This window comes from Dyadobacter sp. 3J3, from assembly GCF_009801115.1.
Lineage (GTDB): Bacteria > Bacteroidota > Bacteroidia > Cytophagales > Spirosomataceae > Dyadobacter.
The window spans coordinates 35,196-51,594 of record NZ_VTOL01000019.1 but is presented as its reverse complement, the minus strand read 5'-3'; the positions used below and the strand labels follow the sequence as shown (position 1 = coordinate 51,594).

The 16,399-nt window shown below is 38.6% G+C and carries 12 protein-coding genes; 11 read left to right on the top strand and 1 reads right to left on the bottom strand.

The features are described from left to right. The first annotated feature begins 6 nt into the window (after positions 1–6). Positions 7–1,779 carry an ABC transporter ATP-binding protein gene (locus FZF08_RS28030; RefSeq protein WP_159476961.1) on the top strand — a complete coding sequence of 591 codons (1,773 nt, stop codon included), beginning with the start codon at positions 7–9 and terminating at the stop codon, positions 1,777–1,779. Positions 1,780–2,062: 283 nt separating this feature from the next. Here the strand turns inward: FZF08_RS28030 and FZF08_RS28025 are convergent, their stop codons facing one another. Further along, positions 2,063–2,326: a hypothetical protein gene (locus tag FZF08_RS28025; protein ID WP_159476958.1), complete on the bottom strand. Its 264-nt coding sequence runs from the start codon at positions 2,324–2,326 to the stop codon at positions 2,063–2,065. Between the two features lie 515 nt (positions 2,327–2,841). On the opposite strand from FZF08_RS28025, the gene FZF08_RS28020 reads away from it, so the two are divergent. The 10 genes from FZF08_RS28020 (at position 2,842) to FZF08_RS27975 (ending at position 16,220) form a co-directional block, all read left to right on the top strand. Continuing rightward, positions 2,842–3,576 carry a tyrosine-protein phosphatase gene (locus FZF08_RS28020; protein ID WP_159476955.1) on the top strand — a complete coding sequence of 245 codons (735 nt, stop codon included), beginning with the start codon at positions 2,842–2,844 and terminating at the stop codon, positions 3,574–3,576. Positions 3,577–3,804: 228 nt separating this feature from the next. Then, on the top strand, positions 3,805–4,632 hold the full coding sequence (locus FZF08_RS28015) for a polysaccharide biosynthesis/export family protein (RefSeq protein WP_159476952.1): 828 nt from the start codon (positions 3,805–3,807) through the stop codon (positions 4,630–4,632). A 57-nt stretch (positions 4,633–4,689) separates the two neighbouring features. Further along, positions 4,690–7,050, top strand: a complete 2,361-nt coding sequence (locus FZF08_RS28010) for a tyrosine-protein kinase (protein ID WP_159476949.1) — start codon at positions 4,690–4,692, stop codon at positions 7,048–7,050. Between the two features lie 446 nt (positions 7,051–7,496). Beyond that, positions 7,497–8,807, top strand: coding sequence for a UDP-glucose/GDP-mannose dehydrogenase family protein (locus tag FZF08_RS28005; protein ID WP_159476946.1), 1,311 nt, complete (start codon positions 7,497–7,499; stop codon positions 8,805–8,807). A gap of 124 nt (positions 8,808–8,931) precedes the next feature. After that, positions 8,932–9,933, top strand: coding sequence for a mannose-1-phosphate guanylyltransferase (locus FZF08_RS28000; RefSeq protein ID WP_159476943.1), 1,002 nt, complete (start codon positions 8,932–8,934; stop codon positions 9,931–9,933). Between the two features lie 155 nt (positions 9,934–10,088). Further along, positions 10,089–11,030, top strand: coding sequence for a GDP-L-fucose synthase (locus tag FZF08_RS27995; protein ID WP_159476940.1), 942 nt, complete (start codon positions 10,089–10,091; stop codon positions 11,028–11,030). A gap of 58 nt (positions 11,031–11,088) precedes the next feature. Further along, positions 11,089–12,231 carry a GDP-mannose 4,6-dehydratase gene (gmd, locus tag FZF08_RS27990; RefSeq protein ID WP_159476937.1) on the top strand — a complete coding sequence of 381 codons (1,143 nt, stop codon included), beginning with the start codon at positions 11,089–11,091 and terminating at the stop codon, positions 12,229–12,231. Between the two features lie 237 nt (positions 12,232–12,468). Then, entirely contained in the window at positions 12,469–13,833 is a 1,365-nt protein-coding gene (locus tag FZF08_RS27985) for a lipopolysaccharide biosynthesis protein (protein ID WP_159476934.1), read from the top strand. 119 nt (positions 13,834–13,952) lie between these two features. After that, complete coding sequence (locus tag FZF08_RS27980; RefSeq protein ID WP_159476931.1) at positions 13,953–14,465, top strand: DapH/DapD/GlmU-related protein; 513 nt, start codon at positions 13,953–13,955, stop codon at positions 14,463–14,465. A 441-nt stretch (positions 14,466–14,906) separates the two neighbouring features. Then, positions 14,907–16,220: a hypothetical protein gene (locus tag FZF08_RS27975; protein ID WP_159476928.1), complete on the top strand. Its 1,314-nt coding sequence runs from the start codon at positions 14,907–14,909 to the stop codon at positions 16,218–16,220. Positions 16,221–16,399 lie beyond the last annotated feature (179 nt).

The following is a 16,399-nucleotide window of genomic DNA, read 5'->3' as shown; positions in this document are numbered from 1 at the left end:
ATCTGAATGCGCAACCCTTACATATCCCTACTAGCCACCTCCTGGCGTTATGCCCGGCAGCAGCAAAAGCGCTACCTACTGGTTTACGGCATGTTTATCATGTCCAACCTGGTGCTGGCCTTACAACCGATTTTGTACGGATGGTTTGTTCAGTCCCTGCAAACAAAAGGCAGTGAAGTATTGAAAAATGTGTGGTGGTATGCCGGTGCTTATATTGGGCTGAACCTTTTGGAGTGGGCATTTCACGGACCGGCGCGTGTAATGGAAAGAAAGCTGGCCTTTGATCTGAGCCGCAATTTTCTGGATGAGCTCTATCACCAGTCGCTGCATTTGCCGATCCGCTGGCATCAGGACCACCATAGCGGCGCAACGATCAACCGGATCAGAAAAGCCTACGAGGCATTGAAAGATTTTTTTCAGAACGGTTTTATGTTCCTGCATGCCTTTTCCAAATTTGTCTTTTCCTTTGCCGCTATCGTGTACTTTTCTCCCTTGTACGGAAGTATTGGTGTTGTGATCGGGATTATTACGGTCCTGGTGATTTTCAAATTTGACGAACCTTTTATCAAGGCACTTGACGAAACCAACGAAAAAGAACACATTGTTTCCTCCACGCTTTTTGACAGCTTATCCAATATCATTACCGTAATCACATTGCGGCTTGAAAAACGGATGCAGGTGAGTCTTCAAACGAAAATTGCAGACGTTTTCCCTCCCTTTCTCAGAACCGTTATTATCAATGAATGGAAATGGTTTGTGGCCAGTCTTTTTATCGGTCTGATCTATGTGGTGATCACCGTCGGATATATTTATCAGAATTATGTTCCCGGAACCATTTTTCTGGTCGGCGGACTGGTAACGCTGCTGGGCTACGTCAACCAGTTTACCAGCGTTTTTCAGGATGTTGCCTGGCAGTACACAGAAATCATCCGCTATAATACAGAGGTACAAACTGCCCGAAACATTGGCGAAGCTTACGCGAGCTATCACAGCACAGAAATCCAAAATGCGCTGCCGGAAAACTGGAAACGCATCGATATCAGAAATCTTAATTTCTCACATTCGGCTGTTTACGAACCAGAAAAAAAGGCGCATAGTCTGCATGGGCTTAATATCCGGATTCAAAGAGGCCAGCGTATTGCTTTTATTGGTGAAAGCGGCAGCGGAAAAAGTACGCTTCTGGCACTTTTACGCGGCTTGTATGATGCAGAAAAAAATGTGGAACTGCGTGTTGACGGTTCCGAAAACCTGCCGCTGGAAATGCTGGCAGATACCGTTACGCTTTTCCCGCAGGATCCTGAAATCTTTGAAAATACCATCGCCTACAACATCACGCTGGGGCTCCCCTTCCCTACCGAAGAAATTAATCACGTCTGCGACACAGCCCAGTTCAGTACCGTGCTCGACAAACTGCCTAATGGCATCGAATCTAACATCCAGGAAAAAGGTGTCAACTTATCCGGTGGGCAAAAACAGCGGCTTGCACTTGCCCGTGGTGTGCTGGCAGCTAAAAGTAGTGATATCATTCTTCTGGATGAACCTACCAGCAGCGTAGACCCGAAAACGGAAGCTTTGATCTACGATAATATGTTCGCCGAATTCAAAGACAAAGCTGTGCTTTCTGCACTGCACCGACTGCATCTGCTACCAAAATTTGATTATATCTACATTTTAAAAGACGGCCGTTTGATTGAGGAAGGCACTTATGCCGACCTGAGAGCAAATAGTAAGGTCTTTGCCGATCTGATGGGGAAGGATGAACAGGAATCATTGGGATAATTTTTTGGTGGCCGGCGACTGGCTTTCGGCTGGGATTACGGGTTAAGCGACATTTCTGCCAGATTCGGGCCTCCCGTCCTACGGCTTTTCCCGCCGTCGGACGGGTAATAAAACCTTCCCGATCTGTAACAAAAAGAAAACTTTTCAATCAATCAGATTTTAGAATCCTCAGTCCTTTTCAGCCTGAACAGAAACACGATTTCCAGCTGTATTGGCTCGTGGATAATTTTCGTTACCCGTCGGACGGCTGAAAAAGCCGTCCGACGGGTGGCCAACGCCACCTTTACTTTACATTTCCGTCACCTGGGCTCACCCTGATATCATGGCCATCGGAGGTTTTTGTCACCAGATGACCATTTGCGTATATACCAACAGTTTCATTGTTGTAAACCACTGAGCTTCCGACATTTTCAACCGTTCCATGTGTCAGAATCCAGCCATTGGCTGAGCCTTCTTCAAAACCTATGCTGCCGAAATCTACCTTTTGACCGTACAGTCGGAGCGACAAACAGAGAATAAGTCCAGTTAAAAATAGAATTTTTCCCATAACCAGATGAAAAGAGCAAAACCAATATTTGGGGCAGTCGGCTTTCAAATTGTAGCTTAAAAACGTTTGTCCAATAATCGAAATTCAACCATTCCTTTCCGGCAACTGACCTACAAAAACCTCAGGATTTGAGATTAGTTAAAACGGAAATCAACTTGTTCAATATCCGAAATTTCCACCCTCCCATCACCAATCCGATTGCCGAAAGCCTACCCGTACGACGGACCGTGCCGACAGCCGTGGTGTCAATTTCCATCTACAAGCTAATAGAATTTATCGGCGGGGCCTTATAGAAAAAAATATAATCCATTTTAACATCGGAATTTTGATAAACAAATCAAATAATTGTGAATTTTGTATTAAACTTCAAAAATTCCAAGCAATATTCTGTGAAGTGTGCCGTTTTTTACATTAAATTTGCCCTACCCTTAGATACACAATATTCCTGAAAATAAGTAACTACCCAACCGCGAACATCCGGGGTAAGGAAATTTTTTGGGGCACTTATAAAATATATGCTCAACTGGTTATTCGATAAGAAGAAAAAAGAAGTGAACCTCGAAAGGATTGGAATGGATATTCATTCACATCTGATCCCGGGTATTGACGACGGCGTGGAAACCGTTGAAGAGTCCGTGGTGATGGTTCAAAAAATGCAGGATCTTGGCTATTCCCAAATTTACACCACACCCCATGTGATGTGGGATTGCTACCGCAACACCCCCGAAGCCATCCTATCCGGACTGGAAGATGTCCGCAGCGCCTGCCGTATCGCCGGGCTTACCGTTGAGCTCAACGCAGCCGCTGAATATTTCATAGACGAACACTTTGTGGAAACCCTCAATACCGGACAAGGACTTTTAACTTTACCGGGAAACAGGCTTTTGGTGGAACTACCCTACTCCACCCCTTTGATGAATACCTCCGAAACACTTTTCAAAATTATCGAAAAAGGTTTTCAACCAGTTTTGGCACACCCGGAACGTTACACATATTTCTATTCCGACCCCTCAGTTTTTAAAAAATTAACAGACCAGGGATGTGAGTTACAGGTCAACATATTATCCCTTGGCGGTTACTACGGCGACAATGTGCACAAAATGGCCGACTGGCTTTTACGCCACCGGCTCATTACTTTTTTAGGCACTGACGCGCACCGGATGCAGCATTTAGACTTAATTTCCAAAGGTGACAAAGCATCCTGGTTGACAAAATACGACTTTCAGAACGAAAAACTTTTAAGTGCCTGATTTTAAAAATTAGAATTTATTCTACAATTGAATTAGAAATTTTCGTCATTTTTTAGTAGTATTGAAAAGAACTTTATATAACTTTGCCAAGAATTTAGCAGAAACACGAATTATACAAAGTAAAGTATAAAAAATTAAATAAGTCAAAACCAGTTTCCTGACAAACCAATTTAAGCTACTTACCATCAACAATTTAATTTCCAACAACCGACTTTTTTACATCGACTTATGAAGAATACCTTTTCAAAAATATCCGGTTACAGTGCTTTTATCGCTTTATTATATCTTGTGATATGGGGAGGAGCAACATCATGTGTTTCTCCTAAGACGATTGTGTATTTTCAAGGGGATAGTTCACGGTATTATTCACAAGCTGTTACCCAAACTTATGTACCTACAATCCAGAGTAATGATTTATTGTCTGTTGTTGTAGGAAGTTTAAATGCAGAAGCGAATGAAATGTTTAATTCTGCCAATACAGCCATGACGGCAAGCACCAATTATTCAAGCACTGCTGCCGGTGCAAAATTACAGCCATTGGGTTACCTGGTAAATTTGGAAGGTAAAATTGAGATTCCTATGATCGGAAAAGTTAGTGTAAAAGGATTAACCACTTCCGCTGCCGCCGATACAATTCATCAAAAATTATTAAATTTCCTTAAAGAGCCATCTGTTGTGGTTCGTAATTTGAATTTCAAAGTATCGGTTTTAGGAGAAGTTAAACTTCCAGCGGTTTATGTAATACCCGACGAAAAAATCACACTTCCGGAGGTTTTAAGTTTGGCCGGTGATTTGACAATTTATGGTAACAGAAGCAATGTTATGATCATCCGTGAAGAAAATGGCAAACGTGAATATGCCAGAATAGATATGACTTCAAGAGATATATTTAATTCTCCATATTATTACTTACATAAAAACGATGTGATTTATGTTGAACCGGTTAAGTCAAAAATGTTGGATACAGACAGCAGAATAAGAACAGTTCCTCTGATTGCATCTATTGTAGCAGGAATAAGTACTCTCGGTATCTTAATTATAAATATCACAAAATAAATAATTTATTTCCCTCGATTAAAATAAAAACTTTTTTACGACCGAAATCACATTAAAATGTCAAAAGATTTTTTGGAAGATGAAGAACAGGAATTTCACCTGCAGGATTATATCCGACGCTGTTTAAGATATTGGTATTTATTTCCAGTTTTCGTTGTTTTGGCTTTGACAATTGCTTTTTTCTATCTTCAGATCACGCAACCAGTCTACAGTGCAAAAACAACTTTACTGATAAAAGATGAAGAAAAAGGACTGGGTGGATCGCAAGGTGATATGTTGTCTGAGTTAAGTAATCAATTTGGAGGAAATAAGCTAGTTGAAAACGAGGTTGAAATACTAAAATCTCAAACACTTATGGAACAAGTGGTGAAAGACCTGGGTCTAGAAGTAGGATACTCATCCAAAGATGGATTGAAAACTATTGATCTTTATGGCATCAGTCCGATAATTGTTAAACCAGAAGTAATAACTAATTACGGCCTGGCGGAGCCTATGACTATTCATTTGGTGGATAGTTTAAGATTTAGGTTTAATGATGAAGACAGCTCCCACTTCTTTGGACAAAGATTTAATAATGCATGGGGTGCATTTATTGTAACTAAAGGTAAGATTTCGAAATTTGATGATGTAAATGTAAACTTTGGCCATATTATAAATTTGGCACAGGGAATGTTGGCAAGATTATCCGTACAGCAACCTAACATAAAAAGTACAGTTATTGAGTTAACATATGAGGATATTTCAATTCAGAGGGGAAAAGACGTCCTGAACAAACTTCTAGACGTTTACGTACAGTCATCGTTAAGTGACAAAAACAACGAAGCAAGCAATACACTTAAATTTATCGAGACTAGACTGGGATTGATCACAGGAGAACTCGGTGATGTTGAAAAAGATGTTGAATCTTATAAAACTACAAAAGGCATTACAGATATAAGTGCGGAGTCGCAATTATTTTTGGAAAATATAAAAGAAAATGATGCAAAATTAAATGAAGTCAATACCCAAATCAGTATTTTGGAAAGTGTAGACAAGTATATAAAAAATGCTGGTGAAGGTGCAGTTGCACCAGCTACTTATATGATTAATGACCCCGTGTTAATTTCTCTCTTAACAAAATTTAATGAGCTTGAACTTCAGAGAGAAAGGTATGCGAGGACAACCACATTAAATAACCCACTTTTGCAAACTATTAATACACAACTTGATGGGACACGCCAAGCAATTCGAGAAAACGTTCAGAATCTTCGAAGGGGTATGGATGTAACCAAGCAAAATTTGCAAGGAATTAATACGAAGTTCTCCGCCGGTCTTAGAAGTATCCCACAGAAGGAGCGAGAATTTGTTGGTATAAAAAGACAACAAAGCATTAAGGAAAATCTCTATTTATATCTTTTGCAGAAAAGAGAAGAGACTGCTCTAATGTATGCTTCTACTGTCACCGATAGCCGTTTGATTGACGCTCCAATTTCGACCTATAACCCAATTAAACCAAAAAGACCGTTTATTTGGGCGGGCTCATTGGCTGCTGGAATTATCATTCCGTTGATTCTAATTAATTTAATTTTTTTATTGAATAATACAGTTCAAAACCGTGAAGAAATTGAAAAAACAACCCATGCTTCTATCTTAGGTGAAATTGGCCAGATGAAAACTGCAAAAGGTGATCCCGGAGAAGATGCTATTATAAAAATGACTAGCCGTAGCGCAGTTGCAGAACAGTTTAGAGCATTAAGGACAAACTTACAGTACCTCGGAGATGGAAGTTGCAGAACATTGATGTTCACATCCTCAATAGGCGGTGAAGGAAAGAGTTTTGTCAGTATAAACTTAGCAGCGAGCTTAGCTTATTCAGATAAAAGAGTACTGCTCATTGGTCTTGATTTGAGAAAACCAACCCTTCACGAACGTCTTCAGGTACCTAATCAGTATGGGGTTTCAAATTGCCTAATTGGACAAGGAAAGCCCTCAGACTTTATTCAAACAACAATAATTCATCCAAAGTTTGATGTTCTGACCAGTGGCCCTATTCCACCAAATCCGTCTGAACTCTTGAGTAATGGTCGCTTACCATTATTACTAAAAGAATTACGTAATGAGTACGATTACATTCTTATAGATTCTCCTCCTTATGGTTTGGTCACAGATTCATCTTTAATTGCTGAACACGTAGATGCAACGCTTTACTTAGTGCGGTTTAACTACACCTTGGTTGATCACTTAAAGCGAATTGGTGAACTCCAACGTGCAAAACGATTCTCTAATCTTTCCGTAATTTTTAACGGCGTTAATTATGGTGCCGGTTATGGATACGGATACGGTTACGGTGGATACGGTTATGGTTATTACGGAGACGATAAAGAAAATAAGGTGCAGGGTATTGGCTACCGTTTAAGAAAAATGGTCGGTAAAGCTTAGGTTAAAAGTGGAGCATATAACATCAATGTGTACAAACAATACGCTCCCTTTTATTATAAAATTCAGATAAAGGTTTGTTAATCAAGTTTCATATCTTTTGGTACAATACTTATACATACTAACCAGATATCTGAATTACTATTTAGTACTTTAATAATACGAAAAGACCCCTAATATATTGAATCAAGTATTTTTTGTATTAAATCATGAATATAAAAAAACACTTGATTCTCTAAATAAATTGCATTAAATTCAGTAGCCGGATCTTGATTTAAAGATTAAATCCGATTATCAGAATGCTTTAATAGGTTTTACTCAACGTTATATGAAAAATTTAAAATCCTCTTTAAGTCAACGTGAAGGTTGGCATTTAAATCCGTTATTTATTCAATTAGATAACCGATTAAAGACTTCCATTTCTATTCACTTTAATTCCTGATCCCGATATGAAAATTGCAGTTGTTGGTACAGGTTATGTTGGCCTGGTTACAGGTACCTGTTTTGCAGAAACCGGAAATCAGGTTACCTGTGTTGATATTGATGTGAATAAAGTGGCCCGCATGCAAAAAGGCGAGATACCTATTTACGAACCTGGTCTGGATGTACTCTTTGACAGAAATATCGCAGAAGGCCGCTTGGTTTTCACCACCGATCTGAAAGAAGGAATAAAAGATGCAGAGGTAATATTTCTGGCGCTTCCTACACCTCCTGGTGAAGATGGATCAGCCGATTTGAAATACATTCTGGGTGTAGCCAATGATCTTGGCCCTATCCTGGAAAGTTATGCAGTCATCATCGATAAAAGCACTGTTCCCGTTGGCACTGCTGAAAAAGTAAGTGCCGCAATCGGATTGAATGCTAAAGTAGATTTTGACGTGGTATCCAATCCGGAGTTCCTTCGGGAAGGTGTTGCCGTGGAAGATTTCATGAAACCGGACCGCGTTGTGGTTGGAACGACTTCCGAAAAAGCAAAAAAGGTCATGGAGAAACTCTACGCTCCCCTGGTACGTCAGGGCAATCCCGTTATTTTCATGGACGAGCGTTCTGCGGAAATGACAAAATATGCAGCCAATTCTTTCCTAGCCCTTAAAATAACCTTCATGAACGAGATAGCAAATCTTTGTGAAAAGGTGGGCGCGAACGTGGATGATATCCGCAGAGGAATCGGAACGGATAGCCGGATTGGCAAACGTTTCCTTTTTGCCGGTATAGGTTATGGTGGAAGCTGTTTCCCAAAAGATGTTCAGGCATTAGCCAAAACCTCTGATGATTATGGCTATGACTTCCGTACACTGAAGTCCGTAATGGCCGTCAATGACGATCAGAAAAAACGCCTGCTTCCGTTGGTGACTGAATATTTCGAGGGTGATTTAAATGGAAAAACAATAGCAGTGTGGGGATTGGCATTCAAACCTTATACGGACGATATACGTGAGGCACCAGCCTTGGAAAATATAAAAGCCCTGATAGCCGCAGGAGCCAATGTTACCGTGTACGATCCGGAAGCAATGGACAATGTAAAACGTCTTTTGCCAGATCTGACCTATTGCCATACAGCCTACGCAGCCCTGGACGATGCGGATGCACTGATGATCTTTACCGAATGGCCGCAATTCCGCACACCGGATTTTGATAAAATGGCAAAACTCATGAAGAACAAAGTAATTTTCGATGGCCGTAATTTATACGAGCTGAATACGATGAAAGAACAAGGATTTGTATATCACAGCATCGGACGATTAATTGTTAAGGGTTAATGGTTAATGGTTAAGGCTGGGTCGCCGGTGCGATTGATGGTGTCATTTAGGGCTTTGCCCTTACCTTCCCTTCTTTGCGTGAAATATAACAAGACATATACTCAACGGATATAAAAAATAAAATATGGCAGTCATTCATGTAATCTTATCAGGTGGTGTTGGAAGCCGGTTATGGCCCGTTTCCAGGAAATCAATGCCGAAACAATACATCCCCATGTTTGGTGAGAAGTCATTGTTTCAGCTAACCGCAGAAAGAAATGCACAGTTGGCAGACCACGTACTGGTGGTAGGGAACAAAGACAATTATCTTTTATCCCAGGCAGATCTGATCCGTGCAGGCGTGCATCAATACACGGAGGTGATAGAAGCCGCGCCACGTAATACCGCAGCCGCCATTGCTTTCGCCGCTTTTGATCTGCAAAAAGAGGATGTCATCCTGGTAACACCCTCTGATCACATCATTACCAATGAAGAGGCTTATGCAAATGCCATAGCCGAATCCATCCAGCTGGCAGAACAAGGTTATCTGGTAACTTTCGGTATCAAACCATCCAAACCGGAAACCGGATATGGGTATATTGAGCACAACGGAAATGAAGTCATCGCATTCCGTGAGAAACCGGACCAAAGTACAGCAGAATTATTTCTGGAACAGGGCAATTTCCTTTGGAACAGTGGTATGTTTTGCTTCCAGGCAGGTATATATCTTGAAGAGTTAAAAAACTTCGAACCCGAAATTTATGAAACTTCCCTGAAAACCTGGGAAGCACGCTCCAACGCCTTTCTGCCGGAAACAGAAACGATGTTGATTCCGTCCGTAAGCATTGACTACGCTGTCATGGAACGCTCTGAAAAAATCAAAGTGGTAGAAGCAACCTTTGGCTGGTCGGATCTGGGTTCCTTTGAATCCATCTGGGAACACTGGGAAAACCAGGGAGAAGTGCACCATTTCAAACAAAACAACTGCGTCGTTGGATCAACGAAACATGTTGAGTTTTTAGGCGTGAGTAATCTGATGTTGGTCGAAACACCGGATGCAATCCTGGTTCTCGACAAAAGTAATTCTCAAGACGTTAAAAAAATCTATGAGAGACTGGAGCGGGAGATTCCAGAGTTAGTCAAGTAATGGTTAATTGTTAAGGGTTAATGGTTAAGGCCGGGTCGCCGGTGCGGTTAATTGTTAATGTTGAATAGGGAAATAAATAGCTAGAAATAAGTTCGGGCTGGGAAAGTTCGGAGCTGCACTAAACGTTAACTGCTAATAGCCAAACGCTAATAATCATGGAAAAGGATTCAAAAATCTATATTGCCGGGCATCGTGGGATGGTTGGGTCGGCTATTGCCAGAGGGTTGGCAAAAAAAGGATTTGAAAATATTGTTACCCGTACTTCTTCCGAGCTGGATCTTCGGAATCAGCAGGCTGTTGCCGACTTTTTTGAAGAAGAAAAACCGGAATATGTTTTTCTGGCAGCGGCGAAGGTGGGCGGCATTGTAGCCAACAATACCTATCGTGCAGACTTCATTTATGAAAACCTGATGATCGAATCCAACATCATTCATCAGGCACATCTTAACGGGGTGACCAAACTGATGTTTTTGGGTTCTTCCTGCATCTATCCAAAAATGGCTACCCAGCCTTTGCGTGAGGATTATTTGCTGACAGGATTATTGGAAGAAACCAATGAACCCTATGCCATAGCAAAAATTGCAGGCATCAAACTTTGTGAGGCCTACCATGATCAATACGGCTCTAATTTCATCAGCGTTATGCCGACTAACTTGTACGGATACGGTGATAATTATGATTTAAAGAACTCGCACGTATTGCCTGCTCTGATCCGTAAGTTTCATGAAGCCAAAGAAGAAAACAAACCTTTTGTGGAAGCCTGGGGTACAGGATCGCCGAAAAGAGAATTCCTTTTTGCAGACGATCTGGCCGAAGCCTGCCTTTTCCTGATGGAAACTTATAATGGCCGCGAACTGGTCAATATTGGAACCGGAGAAGATCTGGCCATTAAGGAACTAACAGAACTGGTTGCCAAAACCACAGGTTTCGAAGGCGAAATTAAATGGGACACGACCAAACCAGACGGAACACCAAGAAAACTAATGGATGTATCCAAGCTTCACAGTTTAGGATGGAAACACACTATAGAACTCCCCGAAGGCGTAAACCTAGCCTACCAGGACTTCCTAAAAAATCAAGAAATTTACACAGTCTAGTATAACCCTATATCTACCACCGCTAAAAGCCAAAAGCTGATAGCTAAAAGCTAAATACATGTCAAAAGTAGCACTTATCACCGGCGTAACAGGACAAGATGGCGCCTATCTTAGCGAACTTCTTTTAAGCAAAGGATACACCGTTCACGGTCTTAAACGCAGAAGTTCTCTGTTCAACACCGATCGTATCGATCATCTGTATCAGGATCCTCATGTAGACAATGCGAAATTCATTTTGCACTATGGCGATCTTACCGATTCCATGAACCTTACCCGCATCATCCAGGAAGTGCAGCCGGACGAAATTTACAACCTGGCCGCGATGAGCCACGTACAGGTAAGTTTTGAAATGCCTGAATATACTGCCAATGCGGACGGTATAGGGACACTTCGTATATTGGAAGCGGTTCGTTTGTTAGGTTTGACTAAAAAGACAAAAATATACCAGGCCTCCACATCTGAACTATACGGATTGGTGCAGCAGGTTCCCCAGTCAGAAACAACGCCCTTCTACCCTCGTTCTCCTTACGCCGTGGCGAAGATGTACGCCTACTGGATCACGGTGAACTATCGTGAAGCTTATGGCATGTTTGCTTCAAATGGGATCCTTTTCAATCATGAATCTCCCCTACGCGGCGAAACTTTTGTAACGCGTAAAATTACCCGTGCTGCTGCCAAGATCGTTTTGGGCTTGCAGGATTGCCTTTACATGGGTAATATTGATTCACAACGTGACTGGGGCCATGCAAAGGATTATGTAGAAGCCATGTATCTGATTTTGCAGCAGGAAGTTTCAGAAGATTTTGTGATTGCAACCGGTGTAACAACCCGTGTCCGTGAATTCATACGCAAAACTTTTGCCTTCCTGGGTGTTGAATTAACATTTACAGGTGAAGCAGAAAATGAATTCGCTACAATTTCTGGTGTGGATTCTGCGCGTTTGAAAGAGCTGGGTGTTCTGGAAGGTGAGCATCTGAAACTGGGAACCACGGTAATGAAAATTGACCCAAGATATTACCGTCCAACAGAAGTTGAATTGTTAATTGGAAATCCTGGTAAATGCGATGAAAAACTGGGTTGGAAACCAAAACATACATTGGATATGCTCATTGAAGATATGGCCACTTCTGATTTACGTTTGTTCCAGAAGGATCAGTTGTTGTTGAAAGAAGGTTTTGGGGTTTTGAATTATTTTGAATGAAGCATGTAATAATACCCGATTTGAATTATTTATCTTTTAGGATTACACGTTAAGATAATTAATTCAAATCAGGTAATTGTGTGAACCTTATACCGCTAGTATTCGCGGGTATTCTAACGTGCTTTGCAATATTTAGTCAAAAGTTCCACTACCATATTAATGCTACAAAGAGACTTATGAAAATAAGCTCTTCAGCAAATATCAATACAACGTATAAATGGGCCAAACAATTTAGAAATGTTCGATTTATTGAAATTAAGGCTTAGCACATTCCTAAAAATAGATAACGACAGATCTAAAAAAATAATAAAAAATATTTTTTTATCTTTTGGTGTAAAAGGAGGAAGTATAGCTATTAGCTTAATATTAATTCCAATGACAATTAATTACATTTCCCCGATTCAGTACGGAGTATGGCTAACAATTAGCTCCGTGGTAAGTTGGATGAATTTTTTTGACATAGGCTTAGGAAATGGATTGAGAAATAAGTTAGCAACCTCGATAGCAAAAGGTGAATTAAGGGAAGCGAGAGTATATGTAAGCACAACCTACGCTGCTCTTTGCTTTATATCTTTTTTACTCGTCGCCCTATTTTATTTAGTTATACCCATTTTAAATTGGAATCAACTTTTAAACATTCCAGATAGCATTCCTGATAATATTTCATTTGTAGTATTAGTTGTTTTGTGTACGTTTTGTATTCAATTCGTTTTTCAACTAATAAATACGGTTCTTACCGCAATTCATGAACCTGCACTTGCCTCAGTTATTTCATTTATAGGGCAGTTAGGTATATTAGTTGCAATATTTTTTCTCAAGAAGTATTATGTGGGGTCTTTAACTATTTTAGCTTATGCTTTAACAATTATACCGGTTTTAGTCTTTATAATTTCGAGTATCTTTTTGTATACAACTAGACTTAGTTACCTAGCGCCTTCAATTAAGTTGGTAAATCTTAAATACGTCAAAGGTATTATGAATACGGGTGGAGTTTTTTTTGTCCTCCAAATTGGTGCTATGTTTTTATTTCAGACTAGTAATATAATAATAACCAAGGTAATTGGTCCAGAAGCGGTAACAGAATTTAATATCTCATATAAATTGTTTTCTATAATTATAATGATTTTTACAATTATTATAACTCCTTATTGGAGTGCTTTTACTGATGCTTATTCTAAAAAAGATTTTGAATGGATGAAAATCAATTTGAAAGAAGTTAGAAAGTTTTGGCTAATCTCTTCATTTGTTGCCGTTCCAATTTTACTTCTATCTTCAGAATATTTATATAAAGTTTGGATTGGTAAAGCCGTTCTAATTCCTTTTTCACTTTCTCTAAGTATGAGCATTTATGTTATTACCTATACTGGAATGATGTTAAATTGCTACTTTCTTAATGGCATTGGGAAATTAAGAATTCAATTGTATTTGTACATAACTTCTTGTATCATAAACATTCCGCTAGGAATAATTTTGACAAAAACCATTGGAATTATAGGTGTCGTTTTAGCTAATACTCTAATAACAGGTATCATGTGCTTAATCTTATGGATCCAATGTGACAAAATTCTAAATAAACGTGATAAGGGTGTTTGGAGTAAGTAATATACTTTGTGAATTATTTATCTAATTATATGCTATTGAAACTTTTGAAAACATTAAACAACGGCGTAACATCCTTTATTAATTTAGTAAATTACTATATCAATTTCATCTTGTTAAGAATGAGAAAAGTAGAATATCAATCTTTTCCAATTATAAAGGGAAGAATTATTATCCGAAATAGTGGTACAATTAGACTTGGACTTCGTACAACATTTAATTGTTCTATAAATTCTAATTATGTCGGCCTTTTCAAAACATGTACTATTGCTGTAGGCAAAAATGCAGTTTTAGAAATCGGGGATTATTCTGGATTTTCAGGGCTGTCTCTTTATTGCTCTTCGAAGATACACATAGGGAACTATGTAAATTTTGGTGGAAATGTATGTATATGGGACACAGATTTCCATCCTATAAATTATATAAAGCGCAGAGTGAATGATCAAGCGTCTATTTGCAGTAAACCTATAATAATCGGTGATGATGTCTTTGTAGGTGCTAATTCTATAATTCTAAAGGGAGTTCAGATTGGAGATAGATCTATAATTGGTGCAGGGAGCGTTGTGACAAAGGACATTCCCCCCGATCAAATTTGGGCAGGTAATCCGATAAAATTTATAAAGAATGTTAATTAACTTTAGTTGCCTTAATATCATTATTAACGACATTAAGTGATATCTACATGATAATTCCTCACTGACTACTACCCAAAAAAAAACAGAGGTACCATATAATAATACATTAGAATTGCAATCTTTCAATAAATCAAAAATGCCATTTAAGGCTTATGAAAATTGATATTTCCTTGCAAATTTGGTTGAACTATTTTAATAAAATGGCTTTTTAGCAAAACCATTTACATATTCTACAAAAGTGATAATTAATTAACCGAAGTGATTTCTTTCTTCAAGTTGGTTATTATTAAGAAAACAATTAATGATATATCAATTTGAGAATGATAAGATAACAAAACTACTATGGATCAAGTGGTGGAAAAAGTAAAAGAATGGTTGATTCAAAATCAAATTCTTTTAAACAAAATTCATTTCTGAATCATTTCATTTAATAATATCCCAATGCTGATAAATCGAGTTCTCAATGCTGATATTTCCAAACTAAACAACAAAGAATTATTTTTTTTCTTTATTGTTTTTGTAATTAGATATATGTCAGCAGCATGGTGGGAATTTTTCCTTAACTTCTTTTCATTTTTAAAAATAGGTGCAGCGCTAAGTACTTGCTTGCTTTCTATTCTATTTTTTGTGTTGTATCCTAGTTTTAAAATTAAGGGTTGGCATTTATGGCTTGTTTTGTTATGTGCGCTTAGCATATTTATTCGTGCCATAGTAACATACTATACAAGAGATGACTTTGAAGAATTGATGACGGTCTTGAAGTACAATTATATTCAAGTGATGTCTTTAGCTTTACTCCTTCCCTTCCTTCAGACCTTGAAATTGGAAACAATTTTCGCGTTATTAAAACTTACCTTATACTTCACATTTATTCAAATTGGGATCTATATACTCCAATATACGGGATTGGGATTTCTGGATGTTCGACAAATGGAGTCAAGCGGAGTCTCGTTAACAAGAGTTTATGGCGTTTATCCTGACGTTGGAATTTTTTTTCCATTTGCATTAATTTATGCATTAAAGAATAATAGAAAAGCACTAATATATTATTTCATTTGTCTTGTCTGCGTTATTTTTTCATTAGGAAGAGCACAAATTGCTGCATTTATTTTATTGTCAGTAATTGTAGTTCTTTTATATTCATTGAAGTTCAGAAAATTAGGCCCAGCTATTAGGCTTTCATTTTTTGGAATAATTTCAATAGTCCTGTTGAGTTTCATTTTCCCTAAAGTTATCACTTTCTGGGAAAATCATATAAACTCTACATTAAATAGTGAGCTCAAGAATGATGAAGGCACGTTCAAAGTTCGTAAGAGAATAATTGAAAATGCCCAATTAGCCGTCGAGGAACAAAACGCACAGACCTTTGGCTTAGGATATAAAAGAGATTTCCATAGAAGTACAAAGTTATCCGGAACGCTTGGCATACAATCAATTGTATTTACACAGGATACTTCAATTGCAGGAGTCATTTATTGTGAAGGCTATTACGGCGTAGCTATTCGTTTTATACCTATCATAGTCTTGTTACTAATAGCTTTTCGAAATTTGATTTCTGTAAAATCAGAGGCGTTATCCTTTTTGATGATCGTTATTGTTGGAACAATATTTGCCGAGAGCATTAATATAGTTCAGTCAACAATCTTTACCCGATATATGACTACCATGTTTGATTTACTATTATTATATAGGGTTTTTCAATTACTACAAGTTGAGAGCAGGATGAATCGCCTCCAAGCCAAAGTTTTAAATTAATTGTCCCACAAATCAAAAAGAAATACTGTGTCCAAATACGAAAAGTTTCATTACCGATAAAAAATACCTTCCCTCTTTAATACTTAATAAACCTAAAAATATAATGGCATTGCATAATCTTAAAAATTTTTGTGGGTCCAATAAGATTAACATCTACTTATTGAAGGACCTCAATGAAA

Bases quoted from the DNA above. Each gene is read 5' to 3' on its own strand.
- FZF08_RS28005 (WP_159476946.1), top strand. From the start codon at position 7,497: ATGAAAATTGCAGTTGTTGGTACAGGTTATGTTGGCCTGGTTACAGGT.
- FZF08_RS28000 (WP_159476943.1), top strand. From the start codon at position 8,932: ATGGCAGTCATTCATGTAATCTTATCAGGTGGTGTTGGAAGCCGGTTA.
- FZF08_RS28020 (WP_159476955.1), top strand. From the start codon at position 2,842: ATGCTCAACTGGTTATTCGATAAGAAGAAAAAAGAAGTGAACCTCGAA.
- FZF08_RS27985 (WP_159476934.1), top strand. From the start codon at position 12,469: ATGTTCGATTTATTGAAATTAAGGCTTAGCACATTCCTAAAAATAGAT.
- gmd (WP_159476937.1), top strand. From the start codon at position 11,089: ATGTCAAAAGTAGCACTTATCACCGGCGTAACAGGACAAGATGGCGCC.
- FZF08_RS28030 (WP_159476961.1), top strand. From the start codon at position 7: ATGCGCAACCCTTACATATCCCTACTAGCCACCTCCTGGCGTTATGCC.
- FZF08_RS27980 (WP_159476931.1), top strand. From the start codon at position 13,953: ATGAGAAAAGTAGAATATCAATCTTTTCCAATTATAAAGGGAAGAATT.
- FZF08_RS28015 (WP_159476952.1), top strand. From the start codon at position 3,805: ATGAAGAATACCTTTTCAAAAATATCCGGTTACAGTGCTTTTATCGCT.
- FZF08_RS28010 (WP_159476949.1), top strand. From the start codon at position 4,690: ATGTCAAAAGATTTTTTGGAAGATGAAGAACAGGAATTTCACCTGCAG.
- FZF08_RS27995 (WP_159476940.1), top strand. From the start codon at position 10,089: ATGGAAAAGGATTCAAAAATCTATATTGCCGGGCATCGTGGGATGGTT.
- FZF08_RS27975 (WP_159476928.1), top strand. From the start codon at position 14,907: ATGCTGATAAATCGAGTTCTCAATGCTGATATTTCCAAACTAAACAAC.
- FZF08_RS28025 (WP_159476958.1), bottom strand. From the start codon at position 2,326: ATGGGAAAAATTCTATTTTTAACTGGACTTATTCTCTGTTTGTCGCTC.